The 17,259-nt window shown below is 66.8% G+C and carries 17 protein-coding genes; 16 read left to right on the top strand and 1 reads right to left on the bottom strand.

What is annotated here, in order from left to right; all coding sequences use genetic code 11:
- The first annotated feature begins 42 nt into the window (after positions 1-42).
- The 6 genes from OMP43_RS12610 (at position 43) to fabI (ending at position 8,263) form a co-directional block, all read left to right on the top strand.
- A complete protein-coding gene (locus tag OMP43_RS12610; protein ID WP_047169231.1) occupies positions 43-2,400 on the top strand; it encodes a heavy metal translocating P-type ATPase in 2,358 nt (785 codons plus the stop codon).
- On the top strand, positions 2,397-2,795 hold the full coding sequence (gene cueR, locus OMP43_RS12615) for a Cu(I)-responsive transcriptional regulator (RefSeq protein ID WP_047169230.1): 399 nt from the start codon (positions 2,397-2,399) through the stop codon (positions 2,793-2,795). The genes OMP43_RS12610 and cueR overlap by 4 nt, the downstream gene beginning before the upstream one ends.
- 362 nt (positions 2,796-3,157) lie before the next feature.
- Positions 3,158-4,879 (top strand): alpha/beta fold hydrolase, encoded by a 1,722-nt coding sequence (locus OMP43_RS12620; RefSeq protein ID WP_047169229.1) that lies wholly within the window; start codon positions 3,158-3,160, stop codon positions 4,877-4,879.
- A gap of 3 nt (positions 4,880-4,882) precedes the next feature.
- A complete protein-coding gene (locus OMP43_RS12625) occupies positions 4,883-6,310 on the top strand; it encodes a bifunctional enoyl-CoA hydratase/phosphate acetyltransferase (RefSeq protein ID WP_125964306.1) in 1,428 nt (475 codons plus the stop codon).
- Entirely contained in the window at positions 6,303-7,493 is a 1,191-nt protein-coding gene (locus OMP43_RS12630; RefSeq protein ID WP_125964307.1) for an acetate/propionate family kinase, read from the top strand. Before OMP43_RS12625 ends, OMP43_RS12630 begins: the two co-directional genes overlap by 8 nt.
- Positions 7,490-8,263, top strand: a complete 774-nt coding sequence (gene fabI, locus OMP43_RS12635) for an enoyl-ACP reductase FabI (RefSeq protein WP_280280039.1) — start codon at positions 7,490-7,492, stop codon at positions 8,261-8,263. Before OMP43_RS12630 ends, fabI begins: the two co-directional genes overlap by 4 nt.
- Before the next feature lie 27 nt (positions 8,264-8,290).
- Here the strand turns inward: fabI and OMP43_RS12640 are convergent, their stop codons facing one another.
- Entirely contained in the window at positions 8,291-8,710 is a 420-nt protein-coding gene (locus OMP43_RS12640; RefSeq protein WP_017501314.1) for a hypothetical protein, read from the bottom strand.
- Between the two features lie 275 nt (positions 8,711-8,985).
- On the opposite strand from OMP43_RS12640, the gene atpD reads away from it, so the two are divergent.
- From atpD to OMP43_RS12690, 10 genes are all read left to right on the top strand, one after another.
- Entirely contained in the window at positions 8,986-10,398 is a 1,413-nt protein-coding gene (atpD, locus tag OMP43_RS12645; protein WP_185706815.1) for a F0F1 ATP synthase subunit beta, read from the top strand.
- Positions 10,395-10,805: a F0F1 ATP synthase subunit epsilon gene (locus OMP43_RS12650; RefSeq protein WP_017501317.1), complete on the top strand. Its 411-nt coding sequence runs from the start codon at positions 10,395-10,397 to the stop codon at positions 10,803-10,805. The genes atpD and OMP43_RS12650 overlap by 4 nt, the downstream gene beginning before the upstream one ends.
- On the top strand, positions 10,802-11,077 hold the full coding sequence (locus tag OMP43_RS12655) for an AtpZ/AtpI family protein (protein WP_021245229.1): 276 nt from the start codon (positions 10,802-10,804) through the stop codon (positions 11,075-11,077). The genes OMP43_RS12650 and OMP43_RS12655 overlap by 4 nt, the downstream gene beginning before the upstream one ends.
- Positions 11,074-11,340 (top strand): ATP synthase subunit I, encoded by a 267-nt coding sequence (locus OMP43_RS12660; RefSeq protein WP_017501319.1) that lies wholly within the window; start codon positions 11,074-11,076, stop codon positions 11,338-11,340. The genes OMP43_RS12655 and OMP43_RS12660 overlap by 4 nt, the downstream gene beginning before the upstream one ends.
- Positions 11,337-12,038, top strand: a complete 702-nt coding sequence (locus tag OMP43_RS12665) for a F0F1 ATP synthase subunit A (protein WP_047169224.1) — start codon at positions 11,337-11,339, stop codon at positions 12,036-12,038. The genes OMP43_RS12660 and OMP43_RS12665 overlap by 4 nt, the downstream gene beginning before the upstream one ends.
- Entirely contained in the window at positions 12,035-12,277 is a 243-nt protein-coding gene (locus tag OMP43_RS12670; RefSeq protein ID WP_017501321.1) for a F0F1 ATP synthase subunit C, read from the top strand. The genes OMP43_RS12665 and OMP43_RS12670 overlap by 4 nt, the downstream gene beginning before the upstream one ends.
- 1 nt (position 12,278) lies before the next feature.
- Entirely contained in the window at positions 12,279-13,028 is a 750-nt protein-coding gene (locus OMP43_RS12675) for a hypothetical protein (protein ID WP_047169223.1), read from the top strand.
- A complete protein-coding gene (locus tag OMP43_RS12680; RefSeq protein WP_047169222.1) occupies positions 13,012-14,532 on the top strand; it encodes a F0F1 ATP synthase subunit alpha in 1,521 nt (506 codons plus the stop codon). The genes OMP43_RS12675 and OMP43_RS12680 overlap by 17 nt, the downstream gene beginning before the upstream one ends.
- Positions 14,529-15,377, top strand: coding sequence for a F0F1 ATP synthase subunit gamma (locus OMP43_RS12685; protein WP_021245233.1), 849 nt, complete (start codon positions 14,529-14,531; stop codon positions 15,375-15,377). Before OMP43_RS12680 ends, OMP43_RS12685 begins: the two co-directional genes overlap by 4 nt.
- 79 nt (positions 15,378-15,456) lie before the next feature.
- The gene (locus OMP43_RS12690; protein WP_021245234.1) at positions 15,457-17,223 is read left to right on the top strand and encodes an oleate hydratase; all 1,767 of its coding nucleotides are present in this window, start codon (positions 15,457-15,459) and stop codon (positions 17,221-17,223) included.
- Positions 17,224-17,259 lie beyond the last annotated feature (36 nt).

The raw sequence follows: 17,259 nt of genomic DNA on the forward strand, positions 1-17,259 counted from the left end.
GTGTCAGACCCTAGATCGTCAGGCGTCGAAAGGAGCAAGGCGATGAACGAGACACATGGAGCGGCGCATGGCGGCGGTTGCTGCGGCGGCCACAGCGCCGCGAAAGCGGCGACCGGCGTCAAGGACCCGGTCTGCGGCATGACCGTCGACCCGGCGACCACGGCGCAGCAAGCCGAGCATGGCGGTGAACGCTATCATTTCTGCAGCGCGGGCTGCCGGGCAAAATTCATCGCCGATCCCGAGCGCTATCTCGGCCCGCCGGCACCGCCGGTCGCGGTGCCAGAAGGCACGATCTGGACCTGCCCTATGCATCCCGAGATCCGGCAGGACCATCCCGGGTCCTGTCCGATCTGCGGCATGGCGCTCGAGCCCGCGACAGTAACCGCCGACAGCGGCCCCAGCCACGAACTGGTCGATTTCACGCGCCGCTTCTGGGTCGGCCTGGTGCTGGCCCTGCCGGTGCTGATCCTCGAGATGGGCGCGCATCTCTTTCCCGTGATCCATCGCCTCGTACCGATGTCGATCTCGGTATGGATCCAGTTCGTGTTGGCGACACCCGTCGTGCTCTGGGCGGGCTGGCCCTTCTTCGAGCGTGGCTGGGCCTCGCTCAAGACCCGCAACCTCAACATGTTCACCCTGATCGCGATGGGCACCGGAGTCGCGTGGATCTACAGCGTCGTCGCGACGCTCGCGCCTCAGGTGTTCCCGCCGGCCTTCCGCGGTGAAGACGGCATGGTCGCGGTCTATTTCGAGGCGGCGGCGGTGATCACTGTCCTCGTGCTGCTCGGCCAGGTGCTCGAACTGCGCGCGCGTGAGCGAACCTCGGGCGCGATCAAGGCGCTGCTCAATCTCGCGCCCAAGACCGCGCGCCGCATCGGTTCCGATGGCAACGAAGAGGAAATCAGCCTCGATCTGGTCGCGGTCGGCGACCGCCTGCGCGTGCGGCCCGGCGAGAAGGTGCCGGTCGACGGCGTGGTCGAGGACGGCCGCTCCTCGCTCGACGAGTCGATGGTCACCGGTGAGTCCATGCCCGTCACCAAGGCCAAGGCCGACACGGTGATCGGCGGCACGCTCAACCAGACCGGAGCGCTGGTGATCGTCGCCGACAAGGTCGGACGCGACACCATGCTCGCGCGGATCGTCCAGATGGTCGCCGAGGCGCAGCGCTCGCGCGCGCCGATCCAGCGCATGGCCGATCAGGTGTCGGGCTGGTTCGTGCCGGTGGTCATCGCGGTCGCGGTGGTCGCGTTCATCGCCTGGGGTATCTGGGGCCCAGAGCCGCGCTTCGCCTACGGGCTGGTGGCGGCGGTCGCCGTGCTGATCATCGCTTGTCCTTGCGCGTTGGGTCTCGCAACGCCGATGTCGATCATGGTCGGCGTCGGCCGCGGCGCCGGGCTCGGCGTCCTTATCAAGAACGCCGAAGCGCTCGAGCATATGGAAAAGGTCGACACGCTCGTCGTCGACAAGACAGGCACGCTCACCGAAGGCCGGCCTGCCGTCACCCAGATCGTGCCGGCGCCCGGCTTCGACGAAGCCGAACTGCTGCGGCTTGCCGCCTCGGTCGAGCGGGCCTCCGAGCATCCGCTCGCGTTGGCAATCGTCGAGGCCGCGAAGGATCGCGGCATCGCCACGAGCGACGTCATCGACTTCGACTCGCCGACTGGGCGCGGCGCGCTCGGCACGGTCGAAGGGCGGCGCATCGTCCTCGGCAATGCGCGGTTCCTTGCCGACGAAGGGGTTGCGACTGAGGCGCTCGCCAGCCAGGCCGACGCACTGCGCCGGGATGGCGCCACCGCGATCTTCATCGGCGTCGACGGCACGGTCGGCGGCGCCTTCGCGATCGCCGATCCGGTGAAGGCCACGACGCCCGAAGCGCTCGCCGCGCTCAAGGCGGAGGGCATTCGCGTGGTCATGCTGACCGGCGACAACCGCACCACGGCGGAAGCGGTCGCCCGGCGCCTGGGCATCGACGAGGTCGAGGCCGAGGTGCTGCCCGATCAGAAGAGCGCCGTGGTCGCGAAGTTCAAGCGCGAGGGACGGGTGGTCGCCATGGCCGGCGATGGTGTCAACGACGCCCCCGCGCTAGCCGCCGCCGATGTCGGCATCGCCATGGGCTCGGGCACCGACGTCGCGATCGAGAGCGCAGGCGTCACCCTGCTCAAGGGCGACCTTACCGGCATCGTCCGGGCGCGACGGCTCAGCCAGGCGACCATGTCGAACATCCGCCAGAACCTCGTCTTCGCTTTCATCTACAATGTCGCGGGCGTGCCGGTCGCGGCGGGCGCACTCTATCCGCTGTTCGGCATCCTCCTCTCGCCGATCATCGCGGCCGCCGCCATGGCGCTCTCCTCGGTCAGCGTGGTCACCAACGCGCTGCGCCTCAACCGGAAAGCGCTGTGAACATCGGGGAGGCGTCGAAGCAAAGCGGGGTCTCGGAGCGGATGATCCGCCATTATGAGAAGATTGGCCTCATCCCGGCGCCGCCGCGCCGGGGTGCAGGCTATCGCGACTATGGCGAGAGTGACCTCCATCGCCTTCGGTTCATCGCCAATGCGCGAGATCTGGGTTTCCCGATCGAGGAGATCCGGACCCTGCTCGGCCTGTGGGCCGACACGGGCCGCAGCAGCGCGGATGTAAAGCGGGTCGCGTTGGCGCGGGCGGAGGAATTGCAGCGCAAGGCGGAGGCCCTGACGACCCTGCGCGAGACCCTGGTCGATCTCGCCGAGCGCTGTCATGGCGACGAACGACCGGATTGTCCCATCATCACTGAGTTGAGTCTCGACAGAAAATGTTAAGGCCGGCCGCCTCTCCGGCCAGACCCGTTCTGGCGGCCGCGGTGTTGGTCGCACTCGGCATTCTCACGATGGGGCTCGCGACATATTTCCTCGCAGTCCGCCCGCCAGGGCGATCGCACTGAGCCTCCTGGTCGTATTTGGCCGCTTTCTATACAGCAATGTCGTGCTGAGTTCCGACTTCTTGTGGGCTGTCGTCGGCTTCTTCGCGCTGGCACTCACTGCCCTCTGCCTTCTTGGGCTGGCATATGGGAGGCAATCCCTCCGTAGGACTACGGAGTGCGCAGAGGCTTCCCGCGCTTCAGGGCTTGTTGCCCCGCAGCAGGAGCGAGAGTGTGCAGAGTCGAAGCAATATCCCTGACCCGTTGGACGGTCTGGCCACGACGCTGGATCGATCGAGCTTCGCCGCCATCGCGCAGCTGACGTCCGGCCAGTCGCCCGCCACGCTGGCACAATCCTATTCCGACTGGTGGGCACATATGCTCTGCTCGCCGGGCAAGCAGCTCCAGCTTGCCGCCAAGAGCGGGCGCAAGCTGATGCGGCTTGCCGACTATGCCATGCGCAGCGCATCCGGGAGCGATCCGGAGCCCGCGATCGATCCGCTGCCCCAGGATCGGCGCTTCGCCGACGCCGCCTGGAAGCGCCACCCGTTCGACCTGATCGAACAAGCCTTCCTGCTCCAGCAGCAATGGTGGCATGCCGCCACCACCGGCGTGAGCGGCGTGACGAGCCACCACGAGGCGATCGTCGAGTTCGCGACCCGCCAGATGCTCGACATGGTCTCACCGACCAATTTCATCCCGACCAACCCCGTGCTCCAGCAGCGCATCCTCGAAACCGGAGGACAATGCCTTGTCGAGGGTGCGCGATTTTTTTGCGACGACCTGGAACGCCTGGTACGCGGGGAGCCCGCAGCGGGCACGGAGGCCTATCGGGTCGGCGAGAAGGTCGCAGCCACGGCTGGCAAGGTCGTGTTTCGCAACAGGGTCATGGAACTGATCCAATATGCGCCCGCAACCGAGACGGTGCGTCCGGAGCCGATACTGATCGTGCCGGCATGGATCATGAAATATTACATCCTCGACCTGTCGCCGGAAAATTCGCTCATCCGCTGGCTGGTCGGGCAGGGCTACACCGTGTTCTGCATCTCCTGGCACAATCCCGACAGCGCCGACCGCGATCTCGACATGGAGGATTATCGCCTGCTTGGGCCGATGGCCGCCGTGGATGTCATCCAGGTGATTACCGGCACCGAGAAGATCCACGCGGCCGGCTATTGTATCGGCGGCACGCTGCTCGCCATCACCGCGGCCGCGATGGCGCGCGATGAAGATGAGCGTCTGGCGAGCGTGACGCTGTTCGCCGCCCAGACCGAGTTCAGCGAGCCGGGCGAACTTGGTCTGTTCATCGACGAGGCGGAGATCAACCTGATCGATGCGATGATGTGGGCGCGCGGCTTTCTCGACAGCAGCCAGATGGGCGGCGCCTTCCAGATGCTGCGGTCCAACGATCTGCTCTGGTCGCGCATCCTCTCGACCTATCTCATGGGCGAGCGCGAGCCGATGACCGACCTCATGGCATGGAACGCCGACGGCACCCGCATGCCCTATGCCATGCACGCGCAATATCTTCGGCGCCTGTTCCTCGACAATGACCTGTCCGAAGGGCGCTACGAGGCCGGCGGCCACCCGGTCTCGCTCTCGGGGCTGCGCATGCCGATCTTCATGGTGGGCACGGAAACCGACCATGTCGCGCCGTGGCGCTCGACCCACAAGCTCCACATGCTGACGGGCGCGGAGATCCGCTTCGTGCTGACGAGCGGTGGCCACAATGCCGGGATCGTCTCCGAGCCCGGGCATCCTCATCGCCATTATCGCATCGCGACACGGATGCAGGATGGCCCGGCGCCAGGTCCCGATGCCTGGCTGGAGCGGGCCGAGCTGCGCGAAGGGTCGTGGTGGCCGGAATGGAGTTCATGGCTTGGATCGCACTCGGGCGAGGCGGCGGCCCCACCGGCGATGGGCGCGCCCGAACGGAACTATCCGCCGCTCGGTGATGCCCCCGGGCGCTACGTGCTGGAGCGCTGAGCCATGGCCGCCGCCAACCTCATCGAGAACCGCACGTTCGACGAGATCGCCGTCGGCGACACGGCCAGCCTCACCCGCACGCTGACCGCCGACGACATCCAGCTCTTCGCGGCGGTGTCAGGCGACGTGAATCCGGCGCATCTCGACCCTGTCTATGCCGAAACGGACATGTTCCACAGGGTCATCGCTCATGGCATGTGGGGCGCGGGGCTCATCTCGGCGATCCTGGGAACCGAGCTGCCAGGGCCCGGTGCGATCTATCTCGGCCAATCGCTTCGCTTCACCCGCCCGGTGGGCGTCGGCGACACCATCACGGCCTGCGTCACCGTCGCGCAGAAGCGCGCCGAGCATCATGTCATCGTTCTCGACTGCACCTGCGTGAACCAGAAGGGCGAGACCGTCATCAGCGGCCAGGCCGAGGTCAAGGCGCCCACCGAGAAAGTCAGCCGGCCCCGCATGCCGCTTCCCGACGTGCGGATCGCCAGCCACGACCGCTTCCGCCAGTTGATGGCGCGCGCCAAGGACGGATCTGCGTGCGTCACGGCCGTGGTCCATCCGTGCAGCGCCGACGCCATGCGCGCAGTGGCTGAGGCCGCCGACGCCGGCATCGTCGTTCCGATTCTCATCGGCCCTGCGGCGCGTATGACGAATGCGGCGAAGGACGCCGGTGTCGATATTGCGGCCTTCCGGGTGATCGACGTCCCGCACAGCCACGCCGCCGCCGCCGAAGCCGTCGCGCGCGTGCGGGCCGGCGAAGCCGCGCTGCTGATGAAGGGCTCGCTTCATACTGACGAGCTCATGGGCGCGGTCGTATCGTCCGACACGGGCCTTCGGACCGAACGCAGGATCAGCCACGCCTATGTGATGGACGTGCCCGGCTATCCGCGCCCGCTCATCATCACCGACGCCGCGATCAACATCGAGCCGACGCTTGAGGATAAGGCCGACATCGCGCGCAACGCGATCGACCTTGCCCATGTGATCAGGATCGAACAGCCCAGGGTCGCGATCCTCGCCGCCGTCGAAACGGTCAATCCGAAAATGCGCACCACATTGGATGCCGCGGCGCTCTGCAAGATGGCGGACCGGGGCCAGATCGAAGGCGCGCTGCTCGATGGCCCGCTCGCCCTCGATAATGCGATCAGCGAGGCGGCCGTGCGCGAGAAAAGTATCGTCTCGCCGGTCGCCGGCCAGGCGGACATCCTGCTGGTGCCCGATCTGGAGGCCGGCAACATGCTCGCAAAGCAGCTGACCTTCCTGGGCGGCGCCGATGCCGCAGGCGTGGTGCTCGGCGCGCGCGTTCCGATCATCCTCACCAGCCGGGCAGACAGCGTGCGCACGCGCCTCGCCTCCTGCGCGCTCGCGGTGCTGCTGGCGCGGGCTGCGACCAAGGCGGCTCCCGGCGTTGCGGGACAGCGCCGCGATGGCTGAAATCCTGTGCCTCAACGCCGGTTCGTCGAGCCTTAAGTTCGCGCTCTACGCCGAGCCGGGCACTGATGAGCCCTCTTTGCTGGCGAGCGGCAAGATCGAGAATATCGGCCTTGAGCCGCACCTGATCGCGCGCGATGCGAAGGGGGATGTCCTTGCCGAGCGGCGCTGGACGAAAGACGGCACGATCACGCACGAGACGCTGCTCGAGGATTTGCTGCGGGAGATCGAAGCCTCGGTCGGCGACGATCTGATCGCGGTCGGCCATCGGATCGTTCATGGCGGCACCGACTATTCAGCGCCGGCGCGGGTCGACGCGCCACTCCTCGCCGCGCTCGAGGCGCTTTGCCCACTGGCGCCATTGCATCAGCCCCATAATCTCGCCGCGGTCCGCGCCGTCTCCAGGCTGCGCCCCGCTGTGCTGCAAGTCGCCTGCTTCGACACCGGCTTCCATCATGGCCAGCCCCCGATCGCGACGCGCCTCGCGCTGCCGCGCGCGCTTGGCGAAGAGGGCATGCGGCGCTACGGTTTTCACGGCATCTCCTACGAATATATCGCGCGGCAGCTGCGTTCGATCGATCCCGATACAGGCGGTGGCCGCACGATCGCCGCGCATCTCGGCAACGGGGCCAGCCTTTGCGCGATGGCCGGGGGGCGCAGCATCGACACGACGATGGGGTTCACCGCGCTCGACGGGCTGGTGATGGGCACGCGCTGCGGCGCGCTCGACCCGGGCGCGGTGCTCTATCTTTTTCAGCAGAAGGGCATGACGGCGCGCGAAGTCGAGCATCTCCTCTACAGCGAGTCCGGCCTTTTGGGCGTGTCCGGCATCTCCAGCGACATGCGCGCGCTTCTCGGCAGCGAAACGCCCGCCGCTGGGGAAGCGATCGAGCTCTTCGTCTGGCAGATCGCGCGCCAGGCCGGCGCTCTCGCGTCCTCGCTCGGGGGTCTCGACACATTCGTGTTCACTGCCGGGATCGGCGAGAATTCGCCTGAAATTCGCGCCCGCGTCGCCGGTCGGCTCGGCTGGCTCGGCGTGGACCTCGACGCGGACGCGAACCTCCGAGGAGATGCAGTCATCAGCGCGCCGTCCAGCCGTGTCGCCGTCCGCGTCATCCCGACCGATGAGGAAAGGATGATCGCTATCCACACCGCCGATCTTCTGCGTGAGGAGCCGAAAGCATGAAACCTCTCGTCGATCTTACTGGCAAGCGCGGCCTGGTGATCGGTATCGCCAACGCGCATAGCATCGCGGCGGGTTGCGCCCAGGCCTTTCACGACTGTGGCGCGAGACTGGCGGCGACCTATCTCAACGGAAAGGCCGAGCCGTTCGTGGCGCCCGTCGCGGAGACCCTGGGAGTCGAATGGCTCGCCGCGTGCGATGTCCGGGTGCCGGGCGAACTGGAGGCCCTGTTCGAGCGGGTGAAGTCCGAATGGGGCGGCCTCGATTTCCTGCTTCACTCGATCGCTTTCGCGCCGAAGGAGGATTTGCACGGCCGCGTCGTCGACAGCTCGGCCGAAGGCTTCGCGCTGGCGATGGACGTCTCGTGCCACAGCTTCCTGCGCATGGCGCGTCTCGCCGAGCCGCTGATGTCGGATGGCGGCTGCCTGCTGTGCGTCACCTTCTACGGGTCGGAGCGGGTGGTCGAGCACTACAACCTGATGGGGCCGGTCAAAGCGGCCCTCGAAAGCGCGACCCGCTATGTCGCGGCTGAGCTTGGCCCCAAGGGCATTCGCGCCCATGCGATCTCGCCAGGCCCGATCGCGACCCGCGCTGCCAGCGGCATCGACCGCTTCGACGAGCTGCTCGAACGGGCCGCGGCGACGGTCCCGCAGCACCAGCTCGTGACCATCGAGGATGTCGGAGGGCTCGCCGCCTTTCTGGTGAGCGATGCCGGCCGCCATATCACCGGCATGATCATTCCGGTCGATGGCGGTCAGCACCTGCTCTGCTAGGGCGGCTCGCCGCGATCGGGGGCTATCCTATTTGTCGCTTGTGGCCTGCTTCTCGCCGTCGCCCGGGCTTTTCTGCCCGAACCATGGTCCGACAATGGCAGCAAAGGCATCCAGCGCCCCGGGAGCCGTCGGAGCGCTCGCGACGGCCTGCCAGGCCTGCTGCCATTCCTCGAACGCCGATCTTGTGCCGGCAATCATATGCTCGCGGACCGTGGCCATGTCCTCGAACAGTGCCCGCGGTCCGGCCGGGCTGACCGCGCCGGCGTCCGACGTCTTGTCCGTCGCGCCCGCAATCGAGGCACGCGCCTCTTCGGCGAAGCGGCCGGCGGCGCGGTTGCCGACCTCGAGCGACTCTTCGCCACCTTTCCGGGCGACTTCGGCGAGCTTCAGCATCAGGCCGACATTCGCTTTGGCGAGCGCGGCGAGTTGATCAACGGGATAGGGCATGAAACGGTGAACCTTTCTCTTCGCGTTTGAGCTCTGGCATATCGGGCATAGCGCCCTGGCCTGAGGCCCATCGCGTCGCGCCGCCGTTATTCGGCGAGGCTGAATCAGAGAGAATCGGTAACTCTACGTATGCCGAATCTGCGGCTTGCCTGCGACGCTCAGCCAATGCACTTTTGGCTTGTCGTCCATGTCGTGCCCGCGGGCAGCGACTTCTACCCGTCCCGTCATGATCGCGGCACGGTCGGGCATGATTATGGTCTGACCCGGCAACCGGCATGGGCGTGATACCGTCCATAGCCAGGCTCGGCCGGATTGCGGCGCTGCGCGGTCCCGTCCTCGACGTCGAGTTCGACGAAGGGCCGCTGCCCGCGGTCAATGAAGCGCTGCGCGTCGATGCGTCGTCAGGCCCGCTGGTCGCGGAAGTGCAGAGCCATATCGATGACCGCACCGTCCGCGCCGTCGCGCTTCAGCCGACCTCCGGTCTCGCTCGGAATGTCGGCGTGATGGCCTTGGGCGCCCCCATCGCGGTCCCGGTCGGAGACAAGGTTCTGGGGCGGCTCCTTACGCCGACCGGGCAGGTGGGTGACGGCGGCGCGCCGCTTGGGCCGGATGTCCCATTGAGGCCCATTCACCGCGCCCCCCCGCCGCTCGAAGACCAGAACGCGGCGACGGCGATGTTCGAGACTGGCATCAAGGTCATCGATCTGCTCGCGCCGCTCGCCCAGGGTGGCAAGGCGGCAATGTTCGGGGGCGCGGGGGTGGGGAAGACCGTGCTGGTGATGGAACTCATCAACGCGATGGTCGCGCGCTATGAAGGTGTTTCCGTCTTTGCCGGCATCGGCGAGCGATCGCGCGAGGGCCATGAGCTGCTCACGGACATGCGCGGCTCGGGCGTGATCGACAAGACCGTGCTCGTTTTCGGGCAGATGAACGAGCCGCCGGGCGCGCGCTGGCGGGTAGGGCTGACCGCGCTCACCATCGCCGAATATTTCCGCGACGAGCAGAAGCGCAATGTCCTGCTGCTCATGGATAATGTGTTCCGCTTCGTCCAGGCCGGCAGCGAAGTCTCCGGCCTGCTCGGACGCATGCCTTCACGCGTCGGCTACCAGCCGACGCTGGCCAGCGAAGTGGCCGCGCTGCAGGAGCGCATCGCCTCGGTGCATGGGGCGGCGGTGACCGCGATCGAGGCGGTCTATGTGCCCGCCGACGATTTCACCGACCCTGCGGTCACCGCCATCTCCGCCCATCTCGACAGTTCCATTCTGCTCTCGCGCGCCATGGCGGCCGAAGGCATCTATCCCGCGGTCGATCCGCTGGGATCGTCGTCGATCCTGCTCGATCCGCAGGTCGTGGGCGATCATCATTACGCGCTCGCCCAGCAGGTCCGGGAGACGATCGCGCATTATCGCGAGCTTCAGGACATCATCTCGCTGCTCGGTATCGAGGAGTTGGGCCGCGAGGATCGGCTGATCGTCGGCAGGGCGCGGCGGCTGCAGCGCTTCCTGACCCAGCCCTTCATGGTGACCCAGGCCTTCACCGGGCAAGCCGGCCGTTCTGTGGCGCTGGCCGATACGCTGCAGGGCGTCGCGGCCATCCTGGCCGGCGAGACCGACGACTGGCCCGAGAGCGCCTTCTACATGGTGGGCGATATTGAAGAGGCACGCTCTCGCGTGGGGGAGGGCGCATGAAGCTGCGGATCACCGATCCGACCGCGATCCTCGTCGACACGGACGTCAGGTCGGTTCGCGCCGAGGATGCCAGCGGCAGTTTCGGCATCCTGTCGGGCCACGCCGATTTCCTGACCGCGCTTGGCGTCTCGATCGTCTCCTGGCGGGGCCTCGATGGCGCTCCCGGCTATTGCGCGGTGCGCAACGGCATTCTGACCGTGAGCCACGGCACGGAGGTCGCGGTCGCGACGCGCGAAGGCCATGTCGGCGATGACCTCGGAACGCTCGAGCATGACGTGCTCGCGCGCTACCGCGAGCGCGACGAGGGCGAACGATCCGAACGGACCGCGTCGGCGAAGCTCAGGATGCAGGCGATCCGCCATATGGTCGAGGCCCTGCAGGGTGGTGGCCGGGAGCTTGGTCTGTGACCGCGGACAAGCCCGAGCAGCCGATCGTCGAAGCCATCCGGACCCGCGCGGAACGGCGGCGGCTTGCGCAGCGGCTTCCTTCCGTCGCCCGCAATCTCGGCCAGATCGGCGTGCTCGGCTGGCAGATCGTCCTGCCCGCGCTGGTCGGTCTCGCGATCGGCCGCTGGCTCGACCACCGGCTGGATAGCGGCATCTTCTGGACCGCGCCGCTCCTGCTCGTCGGGCTCGCCCTCGGCTGCTGGTCGGGCTGGCGCTGGATGCACCGGCAATGAGCCAGCTCTCCCCCATCCTGTTCCTGGCCCTCGGATTTGCGGTCGGCCTCGCCCATTTCGCGGCCATCGCCAGAGAAGCCGACCTCGTCACCCATGGCGGCCCGGCATCGCGCGCGATCCTGCTCAGGCTCGGGCGTCTCGCCGTCACTATTCTGGTTCTCGTCATCGCCAGCCGGCAAGGGTGGCCGGCGCTTCTTGCCGCTACAACCGGCTTCATGGGCGGGCGCCAGATCATGCTCCACCGGCTCGGAGGCGCCCGATGAAATTCGCGTCACCACTTGAAAGCCATGTGCTGTTCGCGATCGGTCCGGTGCCGATCAGCCAGCCGGTCGCCACGACCTGGGGCATCATGGCCTTCCTTACAATCGGAAGCTGGTTGCTGACCCGCCGCCTTGCGTTCCGCCCAACCCGAGCCCAAGCGGCGCTCGAGCTGGTCGTCGAGACCATCGCCGGCCAGATCCGCGAGACGATGGAGGCGGAGCCGCGGCGTTATCTGCCGCTGATCGGCACGCTGTTCCTGTTCCTGCTGGTCGCCAACTGGTCGTCGCTGATCCCCGGCGTCGAGCCGCCGACCGCGACCCTCGAAACCGACGCGGCGCTTGCGCTGATCGTCTTCGGCGCAACGCTCTGGTTCGGCGTCCGCGCGCTCGGGCCCAGGGCCTATCTCGCGACCTTCGCGCGCCCCTCGATCCTGCTCGCCCCGCTCAATATCGTCGAGCTCTTCACCCGCAGCTTCTCGCTGATGGTGCGCCTGTTCGGCAACGTCATGAGCGGCGTCTTCATGATCGGCGTCGTGCTGAGCCTCGCCGGGCTGCTCGTCCCGATCCCGCTCATGGCGCTCGAAATGCTGACCGGCGCGGTCCAGGCCTACATTTTCGGCGCGCTCGCCATGGTCTTTATCGGGAGCGCTATCAGCGAGAACGGCGCCCGCCCGCCATCCAAACAGGAGTCCCCCGCATGAACTGGATCCATCTCGCCAGCATCCTCGGCGCCGCTTTCGCGATCTCGATCGGCGCAATCGCCCCGGCGCTCGGGCAGGGCAGGGCCGTCGCCGCCGCGATGGACGCGATCGCGCGCCAGCCCGAAGCCGCCAACACCGTCTCGCGCACGCTGTTCGTGGGCCTCGCGATGATCGAGACGATGGCGATCTACTGCCTCGTGATCGCGCTGCTGCTGCTCTTCGCCAACCCGTTCGCCTGACATGCGGATCGACTGGTGGACGCTCGCGCTGCAGGCGGTCAATGTCCTCATCCTCGTGTGGCTGCTCGGACGCTTCCTGTTCCGTCCGGTGATGGATGCCATCGCTGCCCGCCAGGCATCGGCCCAGGCGCTGCTCGACGAAGCGCGGGAGGCAAAGGACCGGGCACAGGCCGAAGCGCAGGCGCTCAAGACGCAGAATGACGGCTTCGTCGCGGATGCGGCGGCTCGCCGCGCCGAGATCCGGACCGAGGCCGAAGCGGAGCGCCAGCGCCTCCTCGCGCAGGCCAGGCTCGAGGCGGACGCCGTCGTCGAGCAAGGCCATGCGGCGATCGATGCCGAACGCGGGCGGGTGGCGGCGCAGTGGCGGGAAAAGGCAGCGAACCTCGCCGCCTCGATGGCAGGCACGTTGCTCGCTCGTCTCCCGCCCGAGCAGACGGTGCAGGCCATGGTCGACGCGCTCAAGGCGCGGCTCGGGGACCTTTCCGAGGCGGATCGCCGCAGCCTGGCGGCCGCCGGGCCCGTCACCGTCGCGACGCCCGCGCCGCTGACGGCCGATCTGCAGACGCAGGTAGCGCGCGCGCTTGGCGAAATCCTGCCGGATACCGCGACCCCGATCTTCGCGGTCGATCCAGATCTCATCGCCGGCGCGGAGCTTCGCACGCCGCACGCCGTCGTGCGGAACAGCTGGCGCGCCGATCTCGACGCCATGGTGGAGAGCCTCAAGGAGGACGATCATGCCCGGATCGCCTGAAGACTGGCTGACGCAGGCCCAGAGCTGCATCGCGCGCGCCAATCTCGGGCCGCGTGTCGATGCAATTGGCCGGGTGGAATCGATCGGCGACGGCGTTGCCATGGTCTCGGGCCTTCCGGACGCCCGCCTCGACGAATTGCTGCATTTTGTCCGCGGCCAGACCGGGTTCGTCCACACGCTCGACCGGGACCGGATCGGCTGCGTGCTGCTCGACGATGCCGCCCAGGTGGAGGCCGGAGACACCGTAACCGGCTCGGGCGAGGTGGTGCGCGTGCCGGTTGGCGAGGCATTGCTTGGCCGCGTCGTGGATCCGCTCGGCCGTCCGCTCGATGGGGGCGCGCCGATCCGGGCCAAGCGCTTCGATCCTGTCGAACGGCCGGCGCCGGCGATCATCGAACGCGACCTCGTCGTCCAGCCGGTGCAGACCGGCACGCTCGCAATCGATGCGATGTTCGCCATCGGCCGGGGGCAGCGCGAACTCATTCTCGGCGACCGCGCCACAGGCAAGACGGCGCTCGCGGTCGACACGATCATCAACCAGCGCACCAGCGACATGATCTGCGTCTATGTCGCGATCGGCCAGAAAAGCTCGGCGGTCGCGCGCGTGGTCGACCAGGTGCGGCGGCATGGCGCGCCGGACCGCACCATCTTCGTCGTGGCGAGCCCCGCCGCGGCGCCGGGGCTGCAATGGATCGCGCCGTTCGCGGGCTTCACGATGGCCGAGTATTTTCGGGATGGTGGCGGCCATGCGGTGGTGGTGCTCGACGATCTCACCAAGCATGCCGCGACCCATCGCGAGATCGCCCTGCTGACCGGACAGCCGCCCGGGCGCGAGGCCTATCCCGGCGACGTCTTTTTCCTCCATTCCCGCCTGCTCGAACGTGCGGCGCGTCTCTCGACGGAGAAGGGGGGCGGTTCGCTCACGGCTCTGCCGATCGCGGAGACCGATGCCGGCAACGTCAGCGCCTATATCCCGACCAATCTGATCTCGATCACCGACGGTCAGATTATTCTCGACGCGAAGCTGTTCGCGCAGGGGCACAAGCCCGCCATCGATGTGGGCACGAGCGTGAGCCGGGTCGGCGGCAAGACGCAGCTTCGCGTCCTGCGCGACGCGAGCGGGACCATGCGCCTCGACTATGCGCAGTTCCTCGAGCTCGAGATGTTCACCCGCTTCGGCGAGCAGCCCGAGCCGCGTGTCCGCGCCCAGATCGAACGCGGCAAGCGCTTGCGCGCCTTGCTCGTGCAACCGCTGTCGAGTCCACTACGGGTCGTCGACCAGGTGGCGCTGGTCGTGGCGCTCGGCGAAGGGTTGCTCGATGGCATGGCGGTCTCGGAGATATCGTCGCTCCGCACGCGGCTGCCCGCCTGGATCGACGATCACGTCCCCGATCTATGCGCGCAGATCGAGCGGACTGGACAGATCGACACCGCGCAGCGGTCCGCTCTGATGACGACGGTGAAAGCGCTGATCGAAAGCCAGCCGGCCGGTTCTGCATCATGAGCGATCGCCTCGCCGAGATCGGCCAGCGGATCGAGACCGTCCGCCAGCTCGGTGCGGTGGTCAACGCCATGCAGGGCATCGCCGCGCAGCGGGCGCATCAGGCGCGCGCGCTGCTGCCTGCGGTGCGACGCTATGCGGAGACCGCCCGCACCGCCATTGGCCAGGCGCGCCGCCTTGACGAGCCACTGGCGCGTTTTCCGGCGCGGGCGGTCGGTGGTGCGAGAGGCGGCCTTATCCTGTTCGGTGCGGAGCAAGGCTTTGCCGGGGCCTTTCCGGAGCAGCTGCTCGACGGCGCCGCGGCCGACATGCAGGACAGGCATATTCTTCTGATTGGCGCGCGCACGGCCACGCTTGCGGCCGAGCGCGGTCTGCGCATCGCATGGAGCGCGAGCATGCCGAGCAAGGCCGATGCGCTGCCCGCACTCGCGACAAGCATCATCGACGCGCTGTACGACTATCTGGACGAGGTCGGCGCGGTGCCCATCACCATGGCTTATCCGGTCTGGAGCAGCGGCAAGGGCGTCTCGATCGTGCGCGCGAGCCTCCTGCCGCTCGACCTCGACACTTTCCCCGCGTCCACGGCGGATTTGCCGCCGCTCGTCAATATCAACGCGGCGGACCTTATCGGCGACCTGACCGCGGAATATGTCTTCGCCCACATCTGCGCGGCTGCGGTCGAGACGTTCGTCGCCGAGAATGAGGCACGGCTGCGCACCATGGCGACCGCCCGCAGCCACATCGATCGCAAGGGCGAGGCCCTGCGCCTCGAGGAGCGCCTCACGCGTCAGGATCAGATCACCAGTGAAGTCGTCGAACTGAGCGGCGGGCGACATCGGCGAGAATGAATGCAGGGCAGGCATTTCTGCTGTTCAGCAAGAAACCGCAGAACCGCCATTGTCGTCGGGATCAAGGATGGAGTTGAGCATGCACTATAGTAGCGGGAACTACGAAGCTTTCGTGCGGCCCCGCAAACCTGAGGGCGCTGACAGGAAGACGGCCTGGTTCGTCGGCTCGGGTCTTGCGGGACTGGCAGGCGCGGCGTTCCTGATCCGCGACGGCGGCGTCGCCGGCGAGCATATTACCATCCTTGAGGAGTTGCATATTCCCGGCGGCGCGCTCGACGGCCTCGACGTCCCCGAAAAGGGGTTCGTCATCCGCGGAGGGCGCGAGATGGAGGAGCATTTCGAATGCCTCTGGGATCTCTATCGCTCGATCCCGTCGCTGGAGATCGAGGATGCGAGTGTGCTCGACGAATTCTACCGGCTCAACAAGGACGATCCGAATTTCTCGCTGCAGCGCGTCACGCAGAACCAGGGCCAGGATGTGCCCGACAAGGCTTTGCTGACACTCGGCGATCGCGCGCGAAGAGATCTGATCTCCGTCTTCCTCGCGACGCGGGAGGAGATGGAGAACAAGCGGATCAACGAAGTCTTCGGCGATGATTTCCTCAGGAGCAACTTCTGGCTCTACTGGCGCACCATGTTCGCCTTCGAGGAATGGCATTCCGCGCTCGAGATGAAGCTCTATCTGCATCGCTTCATCCACCATATCGGCAGTCTGGCGGATTTTTCCTCGCTCAAGTTCAACCGCTACAACCAATATGAATCGATGGTCCTGCCGTTGGTCAAATGGTTGCAGGATCGCGGTGTGAGATTTCGCTACGGCGTCGAGGTCACCGACGTCGATTTCGACATCCAGCCCGGCCGCAAGCAGGCGACCCGGATTGCCTGGATCGAAAACGGCGTCGAAGGCGGCGTCGATCTCGGCGCCGATGATCTCGTCTTCATCACTATCGGATCGCTGACCGAAAATTCCGACAATGGCGATCATCATACACCGGCCAGGCTGAATGAGGGGCCGGCGCCGGCCTGGGACCTGTGGCGCCGGATCGCGGCCAAGGACCCGGCCTTTGGTCGTCCCGACGTGTTTGGATCCCATATCCCGGAAACCAAATGGGCGTCGGCGACCATCACCACGCTCGACGCGCGCATTCCGGCGTACATTCGCAAGATTGCCAAGCGCGATCCGTTCAGCGGCACGGTGGTGACCGGCGGCATCATCACGGTCAAGGACTCGAGCTGGCTGCTGAGCTGGACGGTGAGCCGGCAACCCCACTTCAGGAAACAGCCGAAGGACCAGATCGTCGCCTGGTTCTATGCCTTGTTCGTCGACCGACCCGGCGACTATGTGAAGAAGCCGATGCAGGACTGTACGGGCGAGGAGATCACGCAGGAATGGCTTTATCATCTCGGCGTGCCGGTCGAGGACATCCCCGGCCTCGCCGCGACGGGGGCGAAGACCGTGCCGGTGATGATGCCCTACATCACCGCCTTCTTCATGCCGCGCCAGGCCGGCGACCGGCCGGACGTGGTGCCCGAGGGCGCGGTCAACTTCGCCTTTGTCGGCCAGTTTGCCGAGTCGAAGCAGCGTGATTGTATCTTCACGACGGAATATTCGGTGCGCACGCCGATGGAGGCCGTCTACACGCTGATGAAGGTCGAACGCGGCGTGCCCGAAGTGTTCAACTCAACCTATGATATCCGCACGCTTCTGGCCGCAATCGGGCCGCTCAGGGATGGCAAAGGGATCGACATTCCCGGCCCGTCCTTCCTGCGCAAGCTGTTGATGACGAAGCTTGAAGGCACAGAGATCGCCCAGCTGTTGGAAGAGTTTCATCTCCTTTCGCGATAGCAATCAAGCGCGACCCTTCGCCTGGGCTCACGAAAA

It is taken from the genome of Sphingomonas sp. CBMAI 2297, from assembly GCF_029870595.1.
GTDB lineage: Bacteria > Pseudomonadota > Alphaproteobacteria > Sphingomonadales > Sphingomonadaceae > Sphingomonas.

Coding starts and splice junctions, on each gene's coding strand:
- OMP43_RS12610 (WP_047169231.1), top strand. CDS start 43: ATGAACGAGACACATGGAGCGGCGCATGGCGGCGGTTGCTGCGGCGGC.
- OMP43_RS12625 (WP_125964306.1), top strand. CDS start 4,883: ATGGCCGCCGCCAACCTCATCGAGAACCGCACGTTCGACGAGATCGCC.
- OMP43_RS12630 (WP_125964307.1), top strand. CDS start 6,303: ATGGCTGAAATCCTGTGCCTCAACGCCGGTTCGTCGAGCCTTAAGTTC.
- fabI (WP_280280039.1), top strand. CDS start 7,490: ATGAAACCTCTCGTCGATCTTACTGGCAAGCGCGGCCTGGTGATCGGT.
- OMP43_RS12640 (WP_017501314.1), bottom strand. CDS start 8,710: ATGCCCTATCCCGTTGATCAACTCGCCGCGCTCGCCAAAGCGAATGTC.
- atpD (WP_185706815.1), top strand. CDS start 8,986: ATGGGCGTGATACCGTCCATAGCCAGGCTCGGCCGGATTGCGGCGCTG.
- OMP43_RS12650 (WP_017501317.1), top strand. CDS start 10,395: ATGAAGCTGCGGATCACCGATCCGACCGCGATCCTCGTCGACACGGAC.
- OMP43_RS12660 (WP_017501319.1), top strand. CDS start 11,074: ATGAGCCAGCTCTCCCCCATCCTGTTCCTGGCCCTCGGATTTGCGGTC.
- OMP43_RS12665 (WP_047169224.1), top strand. CDS start 11,337: ATGAAATTCGCGTCACCACTTGAAAGCCATGTGCTGTTCGCGATCGGT.
- OMP43_RS12670 (WP_017501321.1), top strand. CDS start 12,035: ATGAACTGGATCCATCTCGCCAGCATCCTCGGCGCCGCTTTCGCGATC.
- OMP43_RS12675 (WP_047169223.1), top strand. CDS start 12,279: ATGCGGATCGACTGGTGGACGCTCGCGCTGCAGGCGGTCAATGTCCTC.
- OMP43_RS12680 (WP_047169222.1), top strand. CDS start 13,012: ATGCCCGGATCGCCTGAAGACTGGCTGACGCAGGCCCAGAGCTGCATC.
- OMP43_RS12685 (WP_021245233.1), top strand. CDS start 14,529: ATGAGCGATCGCCTCGCCGAGATCGGCCAGCGGATCGAGACCGTCCGC.
- OMP43_RS12690 (WP_021245234.1), top strand. CDS start 15,457: ATGCACTATAGTAGCGGGAACTACGAAGCTTTCGTGCGGCCCCGCAAA.